We start from the raw sequence: 20,577 nt of genomic DNA on the forward strand, positions 1-20,577 counted from the left end.
ATCCAGGGGGCTCGGGTTCGGTCAAGGTTCTACAAAGCTGTAGAGGATCAGCCGGAAACGCCGCTCGGCCCGGCCGCGGAGGGGCTATCCTGTTCGAGGTTTGAAAAGGCACCTCGTTCGGTGAGGCGTCTTCACGGACACAGGCCACTGACCCGACGACGTCGAGAGACGCCCAGGTTCAGGACAGGTCTTCCCGAGTTAAGGGTTGACCCCAAGTGGCTTCCGGCCGGCAAGGCTGGACACGCCGTGGAGTGCCAAAGCTCTGACGAGTTGGGGTGGACCGGTCCCGTCGGACCGGTGTGCTCCTTGCCGTGTCGCGATGCGGCGCACAGCGTGTGCGCCCCCGACCGGGAGGAGGCGAGAGACATGGACTGCAATAGTCCGGGCCACAGTAGCCCCTACCCCCGCATGCTCTCGATCACCTCCGGCACGCGGTAACAACCTTCCCTGCACGTTCGCCCAGGCGCTTCGTCCCGCGCTCGACCATGCCCGGACGCAAGCCGCCTGACGCATCGTCATGCCCGTACGGCCGCCGCCGCTCAGCGTCGTCGTGCGGAGCCGATGCCGTGCTGCCCGCAGGGGGGAGCGCTGCTGCGTGCCCCCTGTCGCCCCGCCCGGGGCAAGGGAGGCCCCGCCATGACCAACGTGATGCTGGACCCGAAGGTCCCCGCCGACGCCACCACCGTTCCCGCCGCCCGCAGCGCCGTCCTCGACGACGCCCACGTGGGCGACATCAAGGGCGCGCTCGGCACCATCCGCCTCGACGACACCACCCCCCGCCACGGCCTCTCCGCCCGACTCAGGACGCTGCTCGCGATCATCGGCCCCGGCCTGATCGTGATGGTCGGCGACAACGACGCCGGCGCGTTCTCCACCTACGGCCAGGCCGGCCAGAACTACGGCACCCAGCTGCTGTGGACGCTGCTGATGCTGATCCCCGTGCTGTACGTGAACCAGGAGATGGTGCTGCGCCTGGGCGCCGTGACCGGCGTCGGCCACGCCCGCCTGATCCTGGAGCGGTTCGGCAGGTTCTGGGGCGCGTTCAGCGTCATCGACCTGTTCCTGCTCAACGCGCTCACCCTGGTCACCGAGTTCATCGGCGTCACGCTCGCCGCCGGCTACCTCGGCCTGCCCAAGGCCGCCGCGGTGGTGCTGGCGGCCGCGATCATCATCGCCTCGGCCTTCACCGGCTCCTTCCAGCGCTTCGAGCGCGTCGCCATCGCGCTGTGCGTCGGCTCGCTGCTGCTGGTGCCGATCTACTTCCTGGTCCACCCGAAGACCTCGCAGATGGCGCACGACTTCGTGGTGCCCGGCATGCCCGGCGGCGCCGGCCAGCTGGCCGCCGTCATGATGGTCATCATCTCGATCGTCGGCACCACCGTCGCCCCGTGGCAGCTGTTCTTCCAGCAGTCGTACGTCATCGACAAGCGGATCACCCCGCGCTTCATGAAGTACGAGAAGGTCGACCTGTGGATCGGCATCGCGGTGGTCGTCGTCGGCGCCGCCGCGATGATGGGCCTCACCGCCGCGGCCTTCGCGGGCACCGACGGCTTCGGCCAGTTCTCCGACGCCGCCGCGATCGCCCAGGGCCTGGAGGACAAGGCCGGCCGCCTGGTGGGCGTGCTGTTCGCGATCGCCCTGCTGGACGCCTCGATCATCGGCGCCTTCGCCGTCTCCCTGTCCACCGCCTACGCGATCGGCGACGTCTTCGGCATCAAGCACTCGCTGCACCGCGGGGTCAAGGGCGCCAAGGGCTTCTACGCCGTGTACGCCGGCCTGGTCGTGGTCGCCGCCGCGATCACCCTGCTGTCCAACGGCTACACCCAGGGCCTGATGACGCAGTTCGTGCAGGTGCTCGCCGGGGTGCTGCTGCCCTCCGCCACGGTCTTCCTGCTGCTGCTCTGCAACGACAGGGCCGTGCTCGGCCCGTGGGTCAACGGCCCGCGGACCAACGCCTTCACCTCGGCGGTCGTCGGCGTCCTGGTGACGCTGTCGCTGATCCTGACCGCCGCCGTCGTGTGGCCGGACATCACCTCGGACGCCATCCTGTGGATCATGACCGGCTGCGGTGTCGCGGGCGTCCTGGTCGCCGGCTACTTCTTCCTCTTCGGCCGCCAGGGCACCAAGGAGGACCCCATCGACCGCACCGGCCGCGAGGACTGGCGGATGCCCCCGCTGGAGACGCTGGCCAAGCCGGCCATGTCGACCGCCCGCAAGGTCGGCATGGGCGCCCTGCGCGCCTACCTGCTGATCGCGATGGTCATGGTCATCATCAAGATCGTGCAGACCGCCCTCCACCACTGAGCCACCGACCGCAGCCCGTACGGACGGGCGGTGGGCCGAGTCTCACCGCCCGTCCGTACGGCTTCCCGCAGTCCCTCCGCCCGCGCGGACGGACGTTCCCGTGAAGGAGGTGCCGTCGTGCACACCCTGACCACCGTCGAATTCCTGGTCCGGCTCGCCACCGGCGTCGCCTGCGGCGCGCTGATCGGCATCGAGCGCCAGTGGCGCGCCCGGATGGCCGGTCTGCGCACCAACGCCCTGGTCGCCGCCGGGGCCACCCTGTTCGTGCTGTACAGCGAGGCCGTCGGCGACACCGGCAGCCCCACCCGGGTCGCCTCCTACGTCGTCTCCGGCATCGGCTTCCTCGGCGGTGGCGTGATCCTGCGCGACGGCGCCGGCGTCCGTGGCCTCAACACCGCTGCCACGCTGTGGTGTTCGGCTGCGGTCGGGGTGCTGGCCGCCTCCGGCAAGCTGGAGCTCGCCGTCCTCGGCACGCTCGCCGTGCTCGCCGTCCACCTGGTGCTGCGCCCGGCCGGCCGGCTGCTCGACCGGGCCCCGCAGTCCGGCAGCGACCCGGACTCCACCAGCCGCGCCACCGTCCACCTCGAGTGCGACCGCAAGTCCGAGACCCACATCCGGGCCCTGCTGCTGCAGGCCCTCACCGCCTCCGGACTGGCCCCCACCGGCCTGCGGGCCCGCCGCACCGACAGCGGCGACGCCACCAACCTGCGGGCCACCGTCGCCATCACCGGGCAGGTCGCCCCCGCCCTCGAACTGGTCGTCACCCGGCTCTCGCTGGAACCCGGCGTCCGCGACCTGCACTGGCACCTGGACGACGCGTCCGACGATCCCGGCAGCCCGGCCCTGGCCTGAGGCGGTAGAACGGAGAGGCTGCCGAACCGTCACCAGGCCCCCGGGAGGCCCGATGCTCACGCCCGACCCCAAGCACGGGCCGCTCGTGCCGATGCTGCTGGCGCTCACCGTGGTGACCGGGGTGGTGGACGCGGTCAGCTACCTCGAACTCGGGCACGTCTTCGTCGCCAACATGACCGGCAACGTGGTGTTCCTCGGGTTCGCCCTGGCCGGGGCGGCCGGTCTGTCCGCGACCGCCTCGCTCGCCGCGCTCGCGGCCTTCCTGCTCGGCGCCCTCGCTGGCGGGCACCTGGCCCGCCGGCTGCCGGGCCACCGGGGGCGCCTGCTGACCGCCGCCGTCACCGCCCAGGCCGTGCTCGTCGCGGCGAGCACGGTGCTCGCGGCCGTCGCCGGGCACAGCGCCGAAGGGGTGCGCTACACCCTGATCGGGCTGCTCGGCTTCGCGATGGGCGGGCAGAACGCGGTGGTCCGCGCACTGAAGGTGCCCGACCTGACCACCACCGTGCTCACCATGACCATCACCGCCCTGGCCGCCGACCGCACCGGCGTCCGCCGACTCGCCTCCGCCGTCTGGATGTTCGCGGGCGCGCTGCTCGGCGCCCTCCTGGTCCTGCACACCTCGGTGCCGGTCGCCCTGGCGCTCGCCCTGGCCCTGCTGACCGGCGTCGCCGCCCTCACCCGCCGGGCGTCCAGGCCCTTCCCGGCACCGGCCTGGACCGACCCGGTCTGAGGCCCTCCGCCCCCGGGTCAGTCCTCCCGGTGACGGCTGGCGCGCCCGCTCCAGAGCGGTTCGAGGCGCGCCCAGCCGGCGGCCCAGAGCTGGTCGGCGCGCCGGTCGAGGGCGCGCAGGCGCAGCCGCAACCCGACCACCAGCAGGGCGAGCAGGACGAGCAGGCCGCCGACGCCGGTGCAGCCGGCCGAGACGGCGAGGGCGGTGTGTTCGAGCGGCGGCTCGACGGCGTTGCCGGAGCCGTCGACCCAGACCGGGAGGGTGCTGCCGTCCGCGACCGGGCGCGGGGCGTCGACGACGCCGGTGTGCCGGGTGCCCCGCGGGTCCGTCCAGGCGGCCCGGACGCCCGCCCGGCCGCTGAAGCCCTCGGTGAACCGGCCGCCGCCGGCCGCCGGGTGGTCGGCCGCGCCGAGCACGAGGGCGTCGACCCGGTGCAGGCGGGCCCGGTCCGCGTCGGCCTGCGCGGTGGAGGCTTGGTAGGCGAGCAGCGCGCCGCCGGTGGCGAGGGCGGCGGCGAGCACCGCCCCGAGGAGGGTGAGCAGCCAGGCCCGGGACCGGGAGCGGTCGAGGCCGCGGGCGAGCGGTTCGTGCCGGGCACCGCAGGCCCGCCGCAGCGCGCGGCCGATTCGCCGCGGGGGCGAGGCGGGCCGGCCCGGGCCGGGGGTGGTGGACACGTCGAGGGCTCCTCAGGATGCGGGGTGCGTGCGGGAGTTCCGCCGCCGTCCGGCGCGGAAGCTCCACCAATTTCCACCCGATGACCGTCCCCGCACAAGAGCACGGTGGCCGCGCCGTTACCCCCGGGTACGACCGACCCTCCCCGCCCGGGCCCTTCGGCCCTCGGCGGGGGCCGCCGTCCGCTTGTGTCGATCCGTCAACTGTCCTCCCAGGTCAGAGCCTTCTTCTTCCCGTATATACACTCAGTATCTACTCCGGGTGTATGGTCCTCCTCATGAGTGTTCCTCTGACCCTGTTGGGGCTGCTGGAGCGGGAGCCGAGTCACGGCTACGACCTCAAGCGCGACTACGACACCTTCTTCAGCCGGGGAAAGCCCCTCCCGTACGGCCAGGTGTACTCCACGCTCGGCCGGCTGGCCCGGGACGGCAAGATCGTCGCCGGCGAGGCCGAGCCCGGCGACGGGCCCGACCGCAAGCGCTACGTGATCACCGAGACCGGGGCCACCGAGTTCGAGACCTGGCTCCAGGAGCCGGTCGCGCCCGAACCCACCCTGCAGTCCGTCCTGTTCACCAAGGTCGTGCTGGCCCTGATGCTCGGCCGCGACGCCGAGCTGTACCTGGACACCCAGCGTGCCGCCCACCTGCGCCGGATGCGCGAACTCACCGAACTGCGCCGCTCCGGACCGCTGGTGGACGCCCTGCTCGCCGACCACGGCCTGTTCCACCTGGAGGCGGACCTGCGCTGGATCGACCTGACCGTCGCCCGACTCGACGTGCTCGCCGCGGAGGTGCGCTCATGACCACCGTCATCGAGGCCCGCGACCTCGCCCTCGCCTTCGGCGAGACGCCCGCCCTGCGCGGGGCGAGCCTGTCCGTCGAGGCCGGCGAGGTGCTGGCCGTGATGGGCCCCAGCGGCTCCGGCAAGTCGACGCTGCTGCACTGCCTGGCCGGCATCCTGGTGCCCGACGCGGGCGAGGTGCTGTTCAACGGGCAGCGCATCGACACCCTGCCGGAGGCCCGGCGCAGCGCCCTGCGCCGCGACAAGTTCGGCTTCGTGTTCCAGTTCGGCCAGCTGGTGCCGGAGTTGACGGCCGAGGAGAACGTCGCCCTGCCGCTGCTGCTGAACGGAGTGCGCCGCTCCGCCGCCCTCGCCGAGGCCCGGCCCTGGTTCGCCCGGCTCGGCCTGGACGGCATGCAGGGCCGCCGCTCCGGTGAACTGTCCGGCGGTCAGGCCCAACGCGTGGCGCTCGCCCGCGGCCTGGTGGCCCGCCCGCAGGTGTTGTTCGCCGACGAGCCGACCGGCGCGCTGGACTCGCTGACCGGCGAGCAGGTGATGGAGCTGATGGTCGGCGCGGCCCGCGAGCAGGGCACCACGGTCGTCCTGGTCACCCACGAGGCCCGGGTCGCCGCCTACGCGGACCGCGAGGCGATCGTGCGCGACGGCCGGGCCCGTACGCTGCGGGCCGAATCGGTGGCCCCGTGATCCCCTTCTCGCTGCGCCTGACCGTCAGCGGCGGCCGGGAGGCCCTGGCCCGGCTGGTCACGATCACGGCGGCGGTGGCGATCGGCGTGGGGCTGCTGCTCTCCACGTTCGCCGCCGTCAACGCGCTGGACCGGGTCAACGACCGCCAGCGCTGGATGAACACGGGCGCCGCCGGCGCGACGGCCACGGCCCCGGTGGACCGCCTGTGGTGGGAAGCCCGGGAGGACTACCACGACGGCAGGTCCGTCTTCCGGGTCGAGGTCGCCGCCGAGGGGCCCACCGCGCCGGTGCCGCCGGGCCTGACCGGACTGCCGGCCCCGGGCGAGTACGTCGCCTCGCCCGCGCTGCAGAAGCTGCTGCGCGACACCCCGGCCGCCGAGCTGGCGGACCGCTTCCCGGGCCGCCTGGCCGGCACCGTCGGCGACGCGGCGCTGCCCTCCCCGGACAGCCTGACGGTCGTCGTGGGCGGCACGGTGGACGAGGTGCGGGCGCTGCCCGGGGCCACGGCCGTGACCTCCATCGCGACCACGGTCCCGGCCGAGTGCGACCACGCCTGCTTCGGCGCGGGCGTGCACGGCGACTCGATGCTGCTGATCCTCACCGTGGTGGCCGGAGCGCTGATCTTCCCGGTGCTGGTCTTCATCGGCACCGCCACCCGGCTCTCCGCCGCCTCCCGCGAGCAGCGCTTCGCCGCGATGCGGCTGGTCGGGGCGACGCCGGGGCAGATCTCGGTGGTCTCGGCGGTGGAGTCCGCGGTCGCGGCCGTGGCCGGCACCCTGGCCGGCTTCGGCGTGTACTCCGCGCTGCGGCCGCTGGTCGCGGACGTGCCGTTCACCGGCGACCGGTTCTTCGTGACGGACCTCGGCCTGAGCCCCGCCCAGGCGGCCGGGGTGGCGCTGGGCGTGCCGCTCGCGGCGGCGGCCGCCGCCCGGCTGGCGCTGCGCCGGGTGGTGGTCTCCCCGCTCGGGGTGTCGCGCCGGGTGACGCCGAAGCCGCCGCGCGCCTGGCGGCTGATCCCGCTGGTGGCGGGCCTGGCCGAGCTGGGCTACCTGGTCGTCCGGCACCCGTCGACGACCAGCGGCCAGTCGGCGGGCTACCTGAGCGGCTTCGTGCTGGTGATGCTGGGCCTGGTGATCGGCGGGCCGTGGCTGACGATGGCCGCCGCCCGGGCCGTCGCCCGGCGGACCAGCCGGCCGGCCTCGCTGATCGCGATGCGGCGGCTGGCGGACGACCCGAAGACGGGGTTCCGCGCGGTCGCCGGCCTGGTGCTGGCGCTGTTCGTGACCACGGCGACGGTCGGGATCATCGGCACGATCAACGCCGAGCGGGGAACCGCCCTGGGCGGTGACGCGCTGGTACGCAAGGCGATCGTGGACGACCCGCTGCTGGCCGGGGACAGCGTGATCAACGGGGACGTCGCGGGCACGATCCCCGCGGTCTCCGCCGATGTCGCGGCGCAGGCCCGGGCCGTGCCCGGCTTCGAGGGGATGGCGCTGGCGCACGAGAACCCGGCGCGCCTGGGCGCGGTGCGCCGCGGCGACCGCCCGCTCGTCCCGGTCCTGGTGCGCTGCTCGGAGCTGGCGCAGATCCCGATGGTCGGCCACTGCGCGCCCGGCGCCGCCGTCGCGGCCGTCGACCGCTTCCAGTTCGTGGACCTCCAGTCGGACTCGGGCCACGAGTGGCCGGCGGTGCCGATCTCCCCCGAGGAGGTCGACAAGCTGCCGGTCCGGCTGATCTACGCGACCACGGACGGCTCCACGCCGGCCATGGAGCGGCTGCGGACGATCTTCAGCCGCAACTACCCGACGCACGTGGCCCGGGTGGCCGACGACTGGGCCTCCGAGGCGCAGAAGAAGCTCCAGGGCTGGCGCCAGCTGGCGAACGTCGTGCTGCTGACCACCCTGCCGATCGCCGGCTGCGGCCTCGCGGTGAGCGTGGTCGCCGGACTGTCCGACCGCCGCCGCCCGTTCGCGATGCTGCGGCTGACCGGGGCGCCGCTGCGGCTGCTGCAACGGGTGGTCGGGCTGGAGAGCGCACTGCCGCTGCTGGTGGTGGCGGCGCTCGCGATCGGGACGGGCTTCGCGTCGGCGGCTCTGTTCCTCAGGTCGCAGATGGGGTACGACCTGGCGTCGCCCGGCGCGCTGTACTACGGGCTGACGTCCTTCGGGATCGTCGCCTCGCTGGGGATCATCGCCTCGACGCTGCCGCTGCTGCGCCGGATCACCGGGCCGGAGGCGGCCCGCAACGGCTGAGCACCGTAAGGGAGGTGCCCCGCGGGGGAGTTGCCCCGTTGCCCTGTTGCCCTGTTGCCCCGTCGCCCGCCGATCAGCGGGCGACGGGGTAGCCGTGCGTGGCGGCCCGGCGTTCGACGACCGGCTCGGACAGCCAGCTGCCGAGCACCAGCGCGGACGGGTAGAACATCGGCCGCGGCAGCGCGTCCACCGGCACGCGCTCCCAGCCGGCGCAGGCGTGCGGCTCGGTGACCACCGCCTCCGCCAGGCTCGGCGGCGCGAGCACGGCGGCGGTCAGCCGGGGCCGGCCGAGCTCGTGGTCGAGGTGGACGGCGAGCACCCGCATCCGCTCGGCGGGCAGCACGATGCCGGTCTCCTCGGCGAGTTCGCGCGCCGCCGTCTGCTCGAAGGACTCGCCCGGGTCGACCTTGCCGCCGGGCAGGCTCCAGGTGGGCGGCTCGCTGGCGGTGGTGCGGCGGCCGATCAGCACCCGGCCGTCGCCGGTGGGCACGATGATCCCGGCGCCGAGCATCGGAGCGGTGGTCAACTCGGGTCCTCCTTCAGCTGGTTACCAGTTGGCGCGCTCGTAGTCCTTGAGGAAGCAGCCGTACAGGTCCTCGCCGGCCTCGCCGCGCACGATCGGGTCGTACACCCGGGCGGCGCCGTCGACCAGGTCGAGCGGGGCGTGGAAGCCCTCGTCGGCGAGGCGCATCTTGTCCGGGTGCGGGCGCTCGTCGGTGATCCAGCCGGTGTCGACGGCGGTCATCAGGATGCCGTCGGTCTGGAACATCTCCTGCGCGCTGGTGCGGGTGAGCATGTTGAGCGCGGCCTTGGCCATGTTGGTGTGCGGGTGGCCGGCGCCCTTGTAGCCGCGCGAGAACACGCCCTCCATCGCGGACACGTTCACCACGTACTTGCGGCGCGAGGCGGAGGCCGCCATCGCCGGGCGCAGCCGGCTGATCAGGATGAACGGCGCGGTGGAGTTGCAGAGCTGGACCTCCAGCAGCTCGACCGGGCCGACCTCCTGGACGGTCTGCACCCAGCTGTTGGTGTCGGCGAGGTCGGGCACCAGGCCGCCGGCGTCGATCGCGGTGCCGGCCGCGATCCGGGCGGGTGTGGCGGAGCCGGTGACCAGGGCGAGCGAGGTGACGTCCTCGGCGGCGAGGCGCTGCCCGTCGCCGCCCGCCTGGTGGGGGAGGGCGGGCAGGTCGACGCTGCCGCTGCCGAAGCGGCCGATGGTGGTGGACTGCGGCAGCTCGCCGGCCGGCAGCGGGGCGGACTCGGCGTTGACCAGCTCGCGGTAGGACTCCGGCGGGCGGCGCACGGTCTGCGCGGCGTTGTTGATCAGGATGTCCAGCGGGCCGTCCGCGGCGACCTCGTCGGCGAGCGCCAGCACCTGGGCGGGGTCGCGCAGGTCGATGCCGACGATCTTGAGGCGGTGGATCCACTCGGCGCTGTCCGGCATCGCCTTGAAGCGGCGGATCGCGTCGTTCGGGAAGCGGGTGGTGATGGTGGTGTGGGCGCCGTCGCGCAGCAGCATCAGCGCGATGTACATCCCGATCTTGGCCCGGCCGCCGGTGAGCAGCGCGCGCTTGCCGGTCAGGTCGGCCCGGGCGTCGCGGCGGGCCCGGTTGATCGCGGCGCAGCGCTGGCAGAGGTTGTGGTAGAACGCGTCGACCTCGACGTACCGCTGCTTGCAGGTGTAGCAGGAGCGGGGCCGCTCCAGGATGCCGGCGATCTCGGTGGTGGTGACGGTGGTGAGGCCGAAGGCGCCGGCCGTCTCGTCGTCGATCCGGGTGGGGGCGCCGGTGGCGGTACGGGCGGTGACCGCGCGGTCGTTGGCGGTCTTCCGGGCCCGGGTCTCCTGGCGGCGGCGCTGCTTGAGGGTGCGGAATATGCCGCCGACCGCCTGCCGGACGGTGATCGCGTCCGGGTGGTCGACGTGCAGCTCGTCGAGCTCGGCGATCACTTCGAGGCAGAGCTTCAGGCGCTCCGGGTCGAGGCCGGGGCCGTAGTCGATCTCCTCCTCGGTCGGGCCCTGCTCGATGTCCTGGTGCTGGATGTCCACGCCCGCTGCTTTCCCACTCGCCTCACCGTTACCGCGTGAATGCTACGGGAGCGGCCCGGGGCGGGGCGAAAGACCGAGTTCCGGGGCGGTCCCGATAGCCCGGAGCAGGCCTTTTGGAGGATCATCCAAGTCTACGCGCGGAGCACCGAACGCGGTTTGTGCACAGCCCCAGCAATCGCTCTCGAACTGGCATTTGCCCCGCCCCTCACGGAGAATCGAATGCTGGGTGCCGGGCGCCCGAGTGCGCCCTGACGGCCTCGCCGCCACCGCACCCGAGGTGTACCTCCCCCCAGCCAGAGAGCCCCCTTCATGCGCTTCCTGAACGACCTCAAGCCCTCGTACGACTTGACGTACGACGACGTCTTCATGGTCCCCAGCCGTTCCGCCGTGGGCTCCCGGCAGGCCGTCGACCTGTCCTCCCAGGACGGCACCGGCACCACCATCCCGCTGGTCGTCGCCAACATGACCGCCATCGCCGGTCGCCGGATGGCCGAGACCGTCGCCCGTCGCGGTGGCCTGGTCGCCATCCCGCAGGACATCCCGACCGAGGTGATCGCCGAGGTCATCTCCTGGGTCAAGCAGCGCCACCTGGTGTTCGACACCCCGATCACCCTCGCCCCGGGCGCCACCGTCGCCGAGGCGCTCTCCCTGCTGCCCAAGCGCGCGCACGGCGCCCTCGTCGTGGTCGAGGACGGCAAGCCGGTCGGCGTCGTCACCGACTCCGACTGCCAGGGCGTGGACCGCTTCACCAGCCTCGCCGACATCATGTCCCGCGACCTGCTGGTGCTGGACCAGGACATCGACCCGCGCGCCGCCTTCGACAAGCTCACCGAGGCGCACCGCAAGCTCGCCCCGGTCGTCGACGGCGAGGGCCGGCTGGTCGGCCTCCTCACCCGCAAGGGCGCGCTGCGCGCCACCCTGTACACCCCGGCCGTGGACGCCGCCGGAAAGCTGCGGATCGCCGCCACCGTGGGCATCAACGGCGACGTCGCGGGCAAGGCCAAGGCCCTGCTCGACGCCGGCGCCGACGTGCTGGTCGTCGACACCGCGCACGGCCACCAGGAGAACATGATCAGCGCGCTGCGCGCCGTGCGCGGCCTGGACCCGAAGGTCCCGATCGTGGCGGGCAACGTGGTCTCCGCCGCCGGCGTCCGCGACCTGGTCGAGGCCGGTGCCGACATCCTCAAGGTCGGCGTCGGCCCGGGCGCCATGTGCACCACCCGGATGATGACCGGCGTCGGCCGGCCGCAGTTCTCCGCCGTGCTGGAGTGCGCCGCCGAGGCGCGCCGGCTCGGCAAGCACGTCTGGGCGGACGGCGGCGTGCGCCACCCGCGCGACGTCGCGATGGCGCTGGCCGCCGGCGCCTCCAACGTGATGATCGGCTCCTGGTTCGCCGGCACCTACGAGTCCCCGGGCGACCTGCAGACCGCCGCGGACGGCCGCCAGTACAAGGAGAGCTTCGGCATGGCCTCGGCGCGCGCGGTCAGCAACCGCACCGCCCAGGACTCCTCGTACGACCGGGCCCGCAAGGCGCTGTTCGAGGAGGGCATCTCGCACTCCCGGATGTTCCTGGACCCGGCCCGCCCGGGCGTCGAGGACCTGATCGACTCCATCGTGGCCGGGGTGCGCAGCTCCTGCACCTACGCGGGCGCGGGCACCCTGGAGGAGTTCCACGAGAAGGCGATCGTCGGCGTGCAGAGCGCGGCCGGCTACGCCGAGGGCAAGCCGCTGCACTCCAGCTGGGCCTGATCGAGCCGGGCCTGATCGCCCGGCTCCGCCACCGCACCGCCGTCCGGCCGGTTCCTCGCCTCGGGGAGCCGGCCGGCGGCCGTTCCGGCCGGGCCGAGCGGGAGCAGCAGAGCGCGGCCGAGCAGCCCGACCGAGCCGTCCAGCGCGGCGGCGAACACCCGCGCCGCGCCCGGCAGGTCGCGCAGCTCCCACAGCGCCTCCACGGCCGCCCAGGCGCCCTCCCGGGCCGCTTCCACCGACCAGGTGCCCAGCAGGTGGGTGAGCGGTTCGGCGCGCTCCAGCAGGTCGGGCCCGGGCATCAGCTGCTCCCGGACGGCGGCCTCCACCTCGGCCAGCACCCCGTTGATCCGGTGGTAGTCCTCCTGGACGTCGGCCGGCGCGCAGCCCCGGCGGCGGCAGGTGTCGACGACGGCGAGCGGCAGGTCGTGCTGGATGTGGGCGCCCATCCCGGCCAGGCCGAACTGCAGCGGGTGCACGCCCGGGTGGGCGCGCAGTGCGAACAGCGGCCGCCAGCAGGCGGGCGGCTCCTGCCCGGCCGCGTCGGCGGCCACGGCCAGCAGGTACCGCCCGGCGAAGACCACGTCCAGCTCCGCCACCGCCGGCGGGTCGGCGAAGTACCCGCCGCCGAGCCGGTCGCGGACGGCCTCCGTCACGGTGAGGTAGAGCCGGTTGAACACCGCCACCCCGTCCGTCGGCGGCAGCGCCGCCCCGATCCCGCGCAGCCGGTCGACCACCTCGTCGACCGTGACCGGTTCGTGCTCCACCGTCGTCCCGGGCATGTGCCACCCTCCGATGCCGATCGTGCACTGATCGCATCATCGTGACAGCGCGCTCGGGCGCTCGGCGGGCGCGGCGCCACGGCCGTCGAGGTGACGTCCGGGCCCGCGGGCCCCGCGTGGTGTCCGGTCGTCGTCAGCCCAGCTCGTACTCCAGGACGTAGGTGTGGGCACCGGTCTCGTCGACGGTCAGGTGGAACTCCCCGGTGATCCCGGCCAGCTCGCCCGAGCCCGTGCCCGGGACCACGCGGATCGTCGTCCCCGCGGTGTCCCAGGCCGTGTGCTGGAGCACGAACCCGCCCTTGCGCCCGTCCAGTTCACCCGTCACGTGCTCCACGGCGACGTAGGAGGCGGGGGCGCCGTCCGGCCCGCCCACCGACAGCATCCGCACCTCGCTCGTGCCGCTCAGCCCGCCCGTGAACGTCTTGGCGATCCTGATCCGCCCGAACGAGGCGCCCTCCCGCTCCTCCGTCTCCACCGGCTCGAACGTGGTCAGCTCGAACGACCCCGCAGTCTTGAACTCCATGGCACTGTCCCCTCGTCACCCGCGCCGTCACCCGCGCACGGCCGTCTCCCGCGCACGGCCGGGCCCCTCGCCGACCGTGGGGGAAGCCTTGCACACGGCACTGACATTGATGCCCAGCCCGGCGCACTAGGCTGGGCCGGGAGATGAGACGCAAGAGCCGCCGCCCGACCTCCCCCCTCCCGCAGCGCCACGGCGTGGACCCGGCGCACCTGCGCCTGCCGATCGAGGGCGACTGGCCCACCGTCCGGGCGTACCTGGTGGCGCGGCTGCCCGCGGTCGGCGCCGAGCGGATCGACGAGGCGCTGGCCGGGCGGGAGATCGTCGGCGAGCACGGCCCGATCGCCCCCGAGGAACCGTTCCTGCCCGGCGCGCACCTGTGGTTCTACCGGGACCTCCCCGAGGAGGTGCACGTCCCGTTCGAGCTGGTCGTGCTGCACCGCGACGAGCACCTGGTCGTCGTCGACAAACCGCACTTCCTGGCCACCACCCCGCGCGGGCGGCACGTCGCCGAGACGGCGCTCTCCCGGCTGCGGCACGGCCTCGACCTGCCCGCGCTCAGCCCCGCGCACCGCCTGGACCGGCTCACCGCCGGGCTCGCCATGTTCGTGGTCCGCCCCGAGGACCGCGGCGCGTACCAGACGCTGTTCCGCGACCGGCGGGTGCGCAAGGAGTACCGGGCCGTCGCCGGGTACGACCCGGCGCTGGAACTGCCGCGCACCGTGCGCAGCCACATCGTCAAGGAGCGCGGGGTCATCGCCGCCCGGGAGATCGACGCGCCGCCGAACAGCGAGAGCCGGATCGAACTGCTGGAGCGGCGCGACCGCCTCGCCCACTACCGCCTGCTGCCGCACAGCGGCCGCACCCACCAGCTGCGGCTGCACATGAGCGGCCTAGGCCTGCCGATCCTCGGCGACCCGGTGTATCCCGAGGTGCTGCCCGAACCCGCCCCGGACGACTTCCGCCGGCCGCTGCAACTCCTCGCCTCCGCCGTCGAGTTCACCGACCCGCTGACGGGCCGGGAGCGCCGCTTCGAGTCCCGCCGCAGCCTCGCCGCCTGGACCGACCCGCGGGCCTGGGCGGCCGGCCCGGCCTGATCTGCGGTTCGGCCCGATCGGCAGCTCAAGCGAGCGGGACGAGGCGCTCCAGGTAGCAGGGCGCGGGCCGGTCCGGCGTGATGAGCAGCGACTGCACCCGGTAGCGGCCGGGCGGGAGGTCGACGGTCAGGTACTCGCCGAGCTCGATCGCCTCCGCGCCGCCGCCCACGGTGTCGATGAGCAGGTACCGCCCGGCCGTCAACTCGGCCACCGGGCCGTCCTCCCAGACGCCGGCGCGCAGTGCCTCCGCCACCGGCGGCCGGAGGTCGTCGTCGAGGTCGAGGTCGACGGGGCGGACGAAGATCCGCTCCTGCGCCAGCCAGCGGACGGGCAGCGGCTCCGCGCCCAGGACGAGCAGGTCGCCGTGCCCGGCCACCCGGTGGACGGCCGCGTAGCCGCCCTCGAACACGTCGGCCTCCTCGCCGGTCCACCCGGCGGCGGTCGCTTCGGGGCACAGCACGTACCAACCGCTGTCCGTGCCGTCGAGCCAGGCCTGCTTCGTGTGCGTCATGAGGGTGATCCTCGCACGCGGGAGCGGGAAGTCGGCATCGTCGACCTCCCGCTCCCGCGCCCGCTCCGCTCGGGCGGGCCGGTCAGGAGTGGAACGTCACCTCCGGGTTGGCCGGCGTCGGCCCGTCCAGCAGCGGCTGGTCGATCCCCTTGAGCTGGAGGTCGAAGAAGGCCGCGACGTACGCGCGGGTGAGCTCCACGCCGCGCTGCGCGGACATCGTGCTGCCGGGCGGCGTCGGCAGGCCGAACTTCTCGGAGAACAGCATCAGGTCGGTGAAGCTGAGGTGGTTGGCGCCGTGGAAGGTGATCCACCGCCTCCAGCCGTCGAGCCGGGCCCAGGCGTCGGTCCAGGACTTGTCCTCGGGACCGTCCAGCGCGCGCCCGAGCATCAGGTACGGCTTGCCGCCGATCCCGGAGTCCGGCACCGCGTAGTCCAGGGAGCCGTCGAGGTCGGCCCCGGCCTTGATGCGGTCGTCGGTGAGCAGCGCCGGGACGGTCGCGGCGCCGCCGGCCGAGTGCCCGGCCATGCCGATGCGGTCGCGGTCGATCAGGCGGGCGTAGCGCCAGGCCGGGTGGGGGCGGTCGGTGAGCCGGTCGAGGACGAAGGAGACATCCTTCGCCCGGCTCGCGTCCAGACCCGCCCACGCCTTGTCGTCGTGCAGCGTGCCGCAGACGGTGCACGGCAGCGTCGTCCCGTCCGGGAAGGTGGTGCCGGAGTTCTCGTAGGTGTGGTCGACCAGGGCGACGACGTACCCGCGGCTGGTCAGGTCCTCGGCGAGGCCGGTCAGTTCGGTGCGCGGTGCGGTGAAGCCGGGGGAGAGGACGATCAGCGGGTAGTGGCCGCCCTGCGGTCGGGCGTCGGCCCGCGCCCAGGTCCGGGTGCCGGTCAGCGCCTCGGTGGGGAGGTGGTTGCCGGGGACCTTGGCGTCCAGCAGCAGCCGCGCCGCCTCGGGCGTCATGTACGGCGCGGGGCTGCCCGTGCCGGGGTGCGCGGGGTAGTACATCGAGACCATCAGCTGGCGCGGCCCGGCGGAGGGGACCCACGGGTCCGGCCGGTCCTCGTCGACGAGGTGCAGGACGTCCAACCCGACGGCGAACGGCCCGGTCGGGCGGGGGAGTTCGACGGGGGTGGTCGCCGGCGCCGCGTCGGCGACGGTGACGGTGACGGGGGCGGGGCGGCCCGGCGAGGGTGCGGCCAGGGCCGGTACGGCGGTGGCGACGGACAGCGGCAGCGCGAGCAGCAGGGCTGCCGCGGCGGCGGTGCGACGAAGTCGGCTCATGTCAGCACCGTAGGTGCGCCGCACGGGAGTTGACGTCACCTCGGGGATGTAGTGATCCCCTCCGGGGGGTGGCCACCGGCCCCCTAGGGGCACCGGTGGCCGGGGACGGCGGGGGTCGGTGCGGGTCGGCGCGGGTCGGCGCGGGTCGGCGCGGGCGGCGCTCAGGCCAGCGCCTCCAGGATCGTGGCGTTGGCCAGGCCGCCCGCCTCGCACATGGTCTGCAGCGCGTACCGCCCGCCGCGGCGGCGCAGTTCGTGGACCAGGGTGGTCATCAGCCGGGTGCCGCTGGCGCCCAGCGGGTGGCCGAGCGCGATCGCGCCGCCGTTGACGTTGAGCCGGGCCGGATCCGCGCCGGTCTCCTGGAGCCAGGCCAGGACGACGCTGGCGAAGGCCTCGTTCACCTCGAACAGGTCGATGTCCGAGAGCGACAGGCCCGCCCGCCGCAGCACCTTCTCGGTCGCGGGCAGCACGCCGGTGAGCATCATCAGCGGGTCCGAGCCGGTGACCGCGAAGGAGTGCAGCCGTGCCAGCGGGCGCAGCCCGAGCCGGGCGGCGGTCTCGCTGCTCGTGATCAGCACGGCCGAGGCGCCGTCGTTGATCGGGCTGCTGTTGCCGGCCGTCACCGACCAGTCGATCTGCGGGAAGCGCTCCGCGTAGGCCGGGTCGGTGAAGGACGGCCGCAGGCCGGCCAGCACCTCGGGCGTGGTGCCGGGGCGCACCGACTCGTCCATGGTCACCAGCCCGCCGGGGGTGCCCACGGGGACCAGCTCGTCCGCGAACCGGCCCTGCGCGTGGGCCCGCGCGGCCTTGGCGTGCGAACCGGTCGCGAACTCGTCCATCGCCTCCCGCGAGATCGACCACTTGGCGGCGATCAGCTCGGCGCTGACGCCCTGCGGGACGAGCCCGCCCGGGTACCGGGCCGCGATCTGTGCGCCGAACGGGTCGGCGCCCGGCGGCACGTTGGACCACATCGGCACCCGGCTCATCGACTCGACCCCGCAGGCCACCACCAGGTCGTACGCCCCGGCCATCACCCCCTGGGCGGCGAAGTGCACGGCCTGCTGGGAGGAGCCGCACTGCCGGTCGACGGTGGTCGCCGGGACGGACTCCGGCAGCCCGGCCGCCAGCCACGCGTACCGGGTGGTGTTCATCGCCTGCTCGGCGACCTGGTCGACGCAGCCGCCGATCACGTCGTCGACCAGGACGGGGTCGATGCGGCTGCGGTCGACCAGGGCCCGCAGTGCGCGGCCGAGCAGTTCCACCGGGTGGACGGACGAGAGCGCGCCTCCCGGCTTGCCCTTGCCGACCGGTGTGCGGACGGCTTCGACGATCACGGCGTCGCGCATGGCGGGCCGCCTTTCCTGAGAGGGTGGTTGGAAAAGCAAACTCACTATAGGACTCGCGAGTTCGATAATCCAACCTTCTTGGGGGTGGTCGGGCTCGGAGAGGGCGCCGCCCTGCAATCCGTATACGAAGGGTCGGTGTCGCGTAGGCCGCCGGCCTCGGCGCAGTGGGTGCGGCGACCCCCGGCCGCCGCCTGCCCCTACGCCCCGAGCCCGTTCTGCAGGCGGCGCAGCAGGGTGGTTCCGGCCGCGTCGACCGGGCGGCGGGTGTTGGCGAGGACCACGACCCCGACCTGCTTGTCCGGGTCGAAGGCGACGAACGAGGCGAACCCGCCCGTCCCGCCGTTGTGCCAGATCTGCAGGTGTCCGCCCTGCTGGCTGTGCAGGCGGTGGCCGAGCCAGCCGAGGTGGGCCCACGCGAAGGGGTTGACGCGGTGCCGGGTCTCGCGGGTGAGCGCGACGGCCGCCGCCAGGGGGCCGTCCGGTGCGTGGCCGGCGGCCAGTTGGGCGCGGAGCAGCACGACGAGGTCGGCGGCGGTGGAGCGCAGTCCGCCCATGCCGGGCAGGGCGGCGAGGTCCCAGTAGGGCACCGGGCGCCCGCCCGGCGTGTGGCCGCGGGCGAGCCGTCCGGCCTGCTCCTCGTTCTCCCGCACGCAGGTGTCGGCCAGCCCCAGCGGTGCGCAGACCTCGCGGGCGACCAGGTCTCCGTACCCGGTGCCGGCCCGGTGGGCGAGGGCGAGGCCGAGCAGTCCGGCGCCGAGGTTGGAGTAGCGGAAGGCGTGCCCGGGCTTGGCGCGCAGTCGGGTCCTGGCGAGCCCGGCCAGCACGTACTCGGTGGTGCAACGGGCGTACGGGTCGGGCCGGTTGGGGCCGATGAGGGCGCCGGCCGCGAGGCCCCGGGGCAGCCGGGGGAGGCCGGAGGTGTGGGTGGCGAGCTGCCGGAGGGTGACGGGCCGTCCGTTCCTGGTCGGCACCGGGGTTGCCCCGCGCCCGGAGCCGGCCGGCAGGTCGGCGAGCGCCCCGGCGAGCACGTCGGCGAGCGCGTCGTCCAGCCCGACCGTGCCGTCCAGCGCGAGCCGCGCGAGGACCAGGGAGGTGAACACCTTGGTGACGGAGCCGATTTCGAACAGCGTGTCCGGGCCGGGCGCCGCGCCGTCCGGCCCGGTGCGCCCGGCGCCGCGGATCTCGACCTCCCCGCCGGCGAGCCCGGCGACGACCGCTCCGACGTGCCGGTCCGCGAGCCGGTCGGCGGTCTTCTGCACCAGGCGGAGGAGATCGTTCATACCGGCGAGCCTATGCACCCCACCAGCGAACTCGTCGTCCGGGTGCACGATTTCGGCCCATCGGGACGGCTCAGGCCCCGAGCGCGGCCCGCAGCCTGGCCGCGACCGCCGCCGCCTCGGCCTCGTCCGGGTACGGACGTCGTGGCCAGAAGAAGCCGCGCAGCCCGTCCTTGGGATTGCGCGGCACCACGTGGACGTGCAGGTGGGGCACCGACTGGCTGATCCGGTTGTTCGCCGCGACGAAGCTGCCCGCCGCGCCCAGCCCGTCCGCCGACTCCACCGCCGCCGCGACGCGCTGCACCGCCAGGAAGAACGGGCCCACCTCGGCGGCCGGCAGGTCGGCCAGGGTGCGGTGGTGGGCCCGCGGCACGACGAGGACGTGGCCCGGGAACAGCGGTCGGCGGTCCAGGAAGGCGACCGCCGCCCCGTCGTCCAGCACCCGGTGGGCGGGTTCCCGGCCGGCCACCACCGCACAGAACACGCAGTCCATCCGTCCATTGAAGCCACCGCCGCCCGCTCCGGCACCTCCGCAAACCTCCCGCGCCCCGACGTCACCCGGACGGCCCTCGGCCGGGTGCGTCCGCCCGGGGCCGGGTGCACGGTGCTGGCGGGGGAGGTACCCGAGCGCGCCGTCGAGCGGCGGCGCGGCCCCACCGAGGAGGTGGCCCGGATGGCGGGCAAGTTCGAGGTCTACGAGGACGCCGGCGGCAAGTTCCGGTTCCGGCTGAAGGCGGGCAACGGCGAGATCGTCGCCACCGGCCAGGGCTACTCCAGCAAGGAGGCCGCGCACAAGGGCGTCGACGCGGTCCAGCGGGCGGCCGTCGACGCCTCGGTGGTGGACCTGCCCAAGGCCGCGTGAGAACCGCTGTACCGGTGCGTCACTCGTACCGGTACAGCAGCGCCTCCCGCTCGGTCTGCTCGATCATCTCGATGGTCAGCGAGTCGTCCCGCAGGTGCGAGAGGGTGACCTCGGCGGAGCTCGGCTGGGCGTCCTCGGCGAGCCAGCGGTCCGGCTGCCACGCCGAGCCGCGCAGGAAGGCCTTCGGGCAGTGCGCGTACACCTCCTCGACGGCCACCACGATCGCGCTGCGCGGCGGCTTGCCCACGGCGGTGAGCTGCCGCAGCAGCTCCGGGTCGGCGGACACGCAGGCCCGGCCGTTGACCCGCAGCGTGGTGTCCCGGCCGGGGACGGTGAAGAGCAGCCCGACCCGGCCGTTCTCCAGGATGTTCCGCAGGGTGTCCAGGCGCTTGTTGCCGGTGGCGTCCGGTATCGCCAGGGTGTGGTCGTCGAGCACGGACACCAGGCCGGCCGGGCCGCCGCGCGGCGAGACGTCGCAGTTGCCGTCCGCGTCGGCGCTGGCCACGAACACCAGCGAGGAGCAGGCGATCAGCCGCTTCGCCACGTCGTGGAGCCGGTCCACCTGCTTGCGCCGCGCGTGGTCGCCGGGCTGCTCGTAGATCTCGCGCAGCTGCGCGGGGTCGGTGAGGGCGCCCGCGCTGAGGGCGGCGAACAGGTCGGCCGGGCGGCTCTGGGCGGCGGCTGACGGAACGGAGGATTCCGGTTCGATGGTCATGGCGGGAATGTACGGGATGCCGCCCCGCGCGACCCAGGGCCCGCCCCGCCATCCCGGCCGCGCACCCCGCCGTCCCGGGCGCCCGCCCGGCCGGCCGGGC

20 protein-coding genes and 1 riboswitch are annotated in these 20,577 nt (G+C 74.1%); of the genes, 9 read left to right on the plus strand and 11 right to left on the minus strand.

Annotation, left to right across the window (positions count from 1 at the left end):
* Positions 1–105 precede the first annotated feature (105 nt).
* Positions 106–282: riboswitch (M-box (ykoK) riboswitch) on the plus strand.
* Positions 283–636: 354 nt separating this feature from the next.
* The 3 genes from VM95_RS10700 to VM95_RS10710 all read left to right on the plus strand — a co-directional run bounded on the left by VM95_RS10700 (position 637) and on the right by VM95_RS10710 (position 3,886).
* The gene (locus VM95_RS10700; RefSeq protein WP_045694603.1) at positions 637–2,304 is read left to right on the plus strand and encodes an NRAMP family divalent metal transporter; all 1,668 of its coding nucleotides are present in this window, start codon (positions 637–639) and stop codon (positions 2,302–2,304) included.
* Positions 2,305–2,421: 117 nt separating this feature from the next.
* Positions 2,422–3,156: an MgtC/SapB family protein gene (locus tag VM95_RS10705; RefSeq protein ID WP_045694605.1), complete on the plus strand. Its 735-nt coding sequence runs from the start codon at positions 2,422–2,424 to the stop codon at positions 3,154–3,156.
* A gap of 52 nt (positions 3,157–3,208) precedes the next feature.
* A complete protein-coding gene (locus tag VM95_RS10710; protein ID WP_045694608.1) occupies positions 3,209–3,886 on the plus strand; it encodes a YoaK family protein in 678 nt (225 codons plus the stop codon).
* A 17-nt stretch (positions 3,887–3,903) separates the two neighbouring features.
* Here VM95_RS10710 and VM95_RS10715 read toward each other — a convergent pair whose 3' ends face one another.
* Entirely contained in the window at positions 3,904–4,560 is a 657-nt protein-coding gene (locus VM95_RS10715; protein ID WP_045694611.1) for an Rv1733c family protein, read from the minus strand.
* Positions 4,561–4,835: 275 nt separating this feature from the next.
* On the opposite strand from VM95_RS10715, the gene VM95_RS10720 reads away from it, so the two are divergent.
* The 3 genes from VM95_RS10720 to VM95_RS10730 are packed head-to-tail and all read left to right on the plus strand — an operon-like array spanning position 4,836 to position 8,295.
* Entirely contained in the window at positions 4,836–5,360 is a 525-nt protein-coding gene (locus tag VM95_RS10720) for a PadR family transcriptional regulator (protein ID WP_045694613.1), read from the plus strand.
* Positions 5,357–6,043 carry an ABC transporter ATP-binding protein gene (locus VM95_RS10725; protein WP_045694616.1) on the plus strand — a complete coding sequence of 229 codons (687 nt, stop codon included), beginning with the start codon at positions 5,357–5,359 and terminating at the stop codon, positions 6,041–6,043. The genes VM95_RS10720 and VM95_RS10725 overlap by 4 nt, the downstream gene beginning before the upstream one ends.
* Positions 6,040–8,295, plus strand: coding sequence for an FtsX-like permease family protein (locus VM95_RS10730; RefSeq protein ID WP_045694617.1), 2,256 nt, complete (start codon positions 6,040–6,042; stop codon positions 8,293–8,295). Before VM95_RS10725 ends, VM95_RS10730 begins: the two co-directional genes overlap by 4 nt.
* A gap of 73 nt (positions 8,296–8,368) precedes the next feature.
* On the opposite strand, the gene VM95_RS10735 is transcribed toward VM95_RS10730, so the two are convergent.
* Complete coding sequence (locus VM95_RS10735; protein WP_052707279.1) at positions 8,369–8,821, minus strand: nucleotide triphosphate diphosphatase NUDT15; 453 nt, start codon at positions 8,819–8,821, stop codon at positions 8,369–8,371.
* A gap of 21 nt (positions 8,822–8,842) precedes the next feature.
* Positions 8,843–10,336 (minus strand): SDR family NAD(P)-dependent oxidoreductase, encoded by a 1,494-nt coding sequence (locus VM95_RS10740; RefSeq protein WP_045694708.1) that lies wholly within the window; start codon positions 10,334–10,336, stop codon positions 8,843–8,845.
* Positions 10,337–10,651: 315 nt separating this feature from the next.
* On the opposite strand from VM95_RS10740, the gene VM95_RS10745 reads away from it, so the two are divergent.
* Positions 10,652–12,091 (plus strand): GuaB1 family IMP dehydrogenase-related protein, encoded by a 1,440-nt coding sequence (locus VM95_RS10745; protein WP_045694618.1) that lies wholly within the window; start codon positions 10,652–10,654, stop codon positions 12,089–12,091.
* Here the strand turns inward: VM95_RS10745 and VM95_RS10750 are convergent.
* Positions 12,052–12,870, minus strand: a complete 819-nt coding sequence (locus VM95_RS10750) for a DUF5995 family protein (RefSeq protein ID WP_063773481.1) — start codon at positions 12,868–12,870, stop codon at positions 12,052–12,054. The genes VM95_RS10745 and VM95_RS10750 overlap by 40 nt on opposite strands.
* A gap of 133 nt (positions 12,871–13,003) precedes the next feature.
* The gene (locus tag VM95_RS10755) at positions 13,004–13,393 is read right to left on the minus strand and encodes a DUF3224 domain-containing protein (protein ID WP_045694620.1); all 390 of its coding nucleotides are present in this window, start codon (positions 13,391–13,393) and stop codon (positions 13,004–13,006) included.
* A 143-nt stretch (positions 13,394–13,536) separates the two neighbouring features.
* Between VM95_RS10755 and VM95_RS10760 the strand changes: the two genes are divergently transcribed.
* Positions 13,537–14,487 (plus strand): pseudouridine synthase, encoded by a 951-nt coding sequence (locus tag VM95_RS10760; protein WP_045694621.1) that lies wholly within the window; start codon positions 13,537–13,539, stop codon positions 14,485–14,487.
* Between the two features lie 25 nt (positions 14,488–14,512).
* On the opposite strand, the gene VM95_RS10765 is transcribed toward VM95_RS10760, so the two are convergent.
* The 5 genes from VM95_RS10765 to VM95_RS10785 all read right to left on the minus strand — a co-directional run bounded on the left by VM95_RS10765 (position 14,513) and on the right by VM95_RS10785 (position 19,393).
* The gene (locus tag VM95_RS10765) at positions 14,513–14,998 is read right to left on the minus strand and encodes an Imm21 family immunity protein (protein ID WP_045694624.1); all 486 of its coding nucleotides are present in this window, start codon (positions 14,996–14,998) and stop codon (positions 14,513–14,515) included.
* An 82-nt stretch (positions 14,999–15,080) separates the two neighbouring features.
* Positions 15,081–16,277, minus strand: a complete 1,197-nt coding sequence (locus tag VM95_RS10770) for an alpha/beta hydrolase family protein (protein ID WP_045694627.1) — start codon at positions 16,275–16,277, stop codon at positions 15,081–15,083.
* 161 nt (positions 16,278–16,438) lie between these two features.
* Positions 16,439–17,623 (minus strand): thiolase family protein, encoded by a 1,185-nt coding sequence (locus VM95_RS10775; RefSeq protein WP_045694628.1) that lies wholly within the window; start codon positions 17,621–17,623, stop codon positions 16,439–16,441.
* Between the two features lie 197 nt (positions 17,624–17,820).
* Complete coding sequence (locus tag VM95_RS10780) at positions 17,821–18,903, minus strand: serine hydrolase domain-containing protein (protein ID WP_052707280.1); 1,083 nt, start codon at positions 18,901–18,903, stop codon at positions 17,821–17,823.
* 70 nt (positions 18,904–18,973) lie between these two features.
* Positions 18,974–19,393: an HIT family protein gene (locus VM95_RS10785; RefSeq protein WP_045694630.1), complete on the minus strand. Its 420-nt coding sequence runs from the start codon at positions 19,391–19,393 to the stop codon at positions 18,974–18,976.
* Positions 19,394–19,504: 111 nt separating this feature from the next.
* On the opposite strand from VM95_RS10785, the gene VM95_RS10790 reads away from it, so the two are divergent.
* A complete protein-coding gene (locus VM95_RS10790) occupies positions 19,505–19,762 on the plus strand; it encodes a YegP family protein (protein ID WP_244178717.1) in 258 nt (85 codons plus the stop codon).
* Between the two features lie 19 nt (positions 19,763–19,781).
* Here the strand turns inward: VM95_RS10790 and VM95_RS10795 are convergent, their stop codons facing one another.
* Complete coding sequence (locus VM95_RS10795) at positions 19,782–20,477, minus strand: MSMEG_1061 family FMN-dependent PPOX-type flavoprotein (RefSeq protein ID WP_078859779.1); 696 nt, start codon at positions 20,475–20,477, stop codon at positions 19,782–19,784.
* Between the last annotated feature and the right edge of the window lie 100 nt (positions 20,478–20,577).

The organism is Streptomyces rubellomurinus, assembly GCF_000961885.1.
Classification (GTDB): domain Bacteria; phylum Actinomycetota; class Actinomycetes; order Streptomycetales; family Streptomycetaceae; genus Kitasatospora; species Kitasatospora rubellomurina.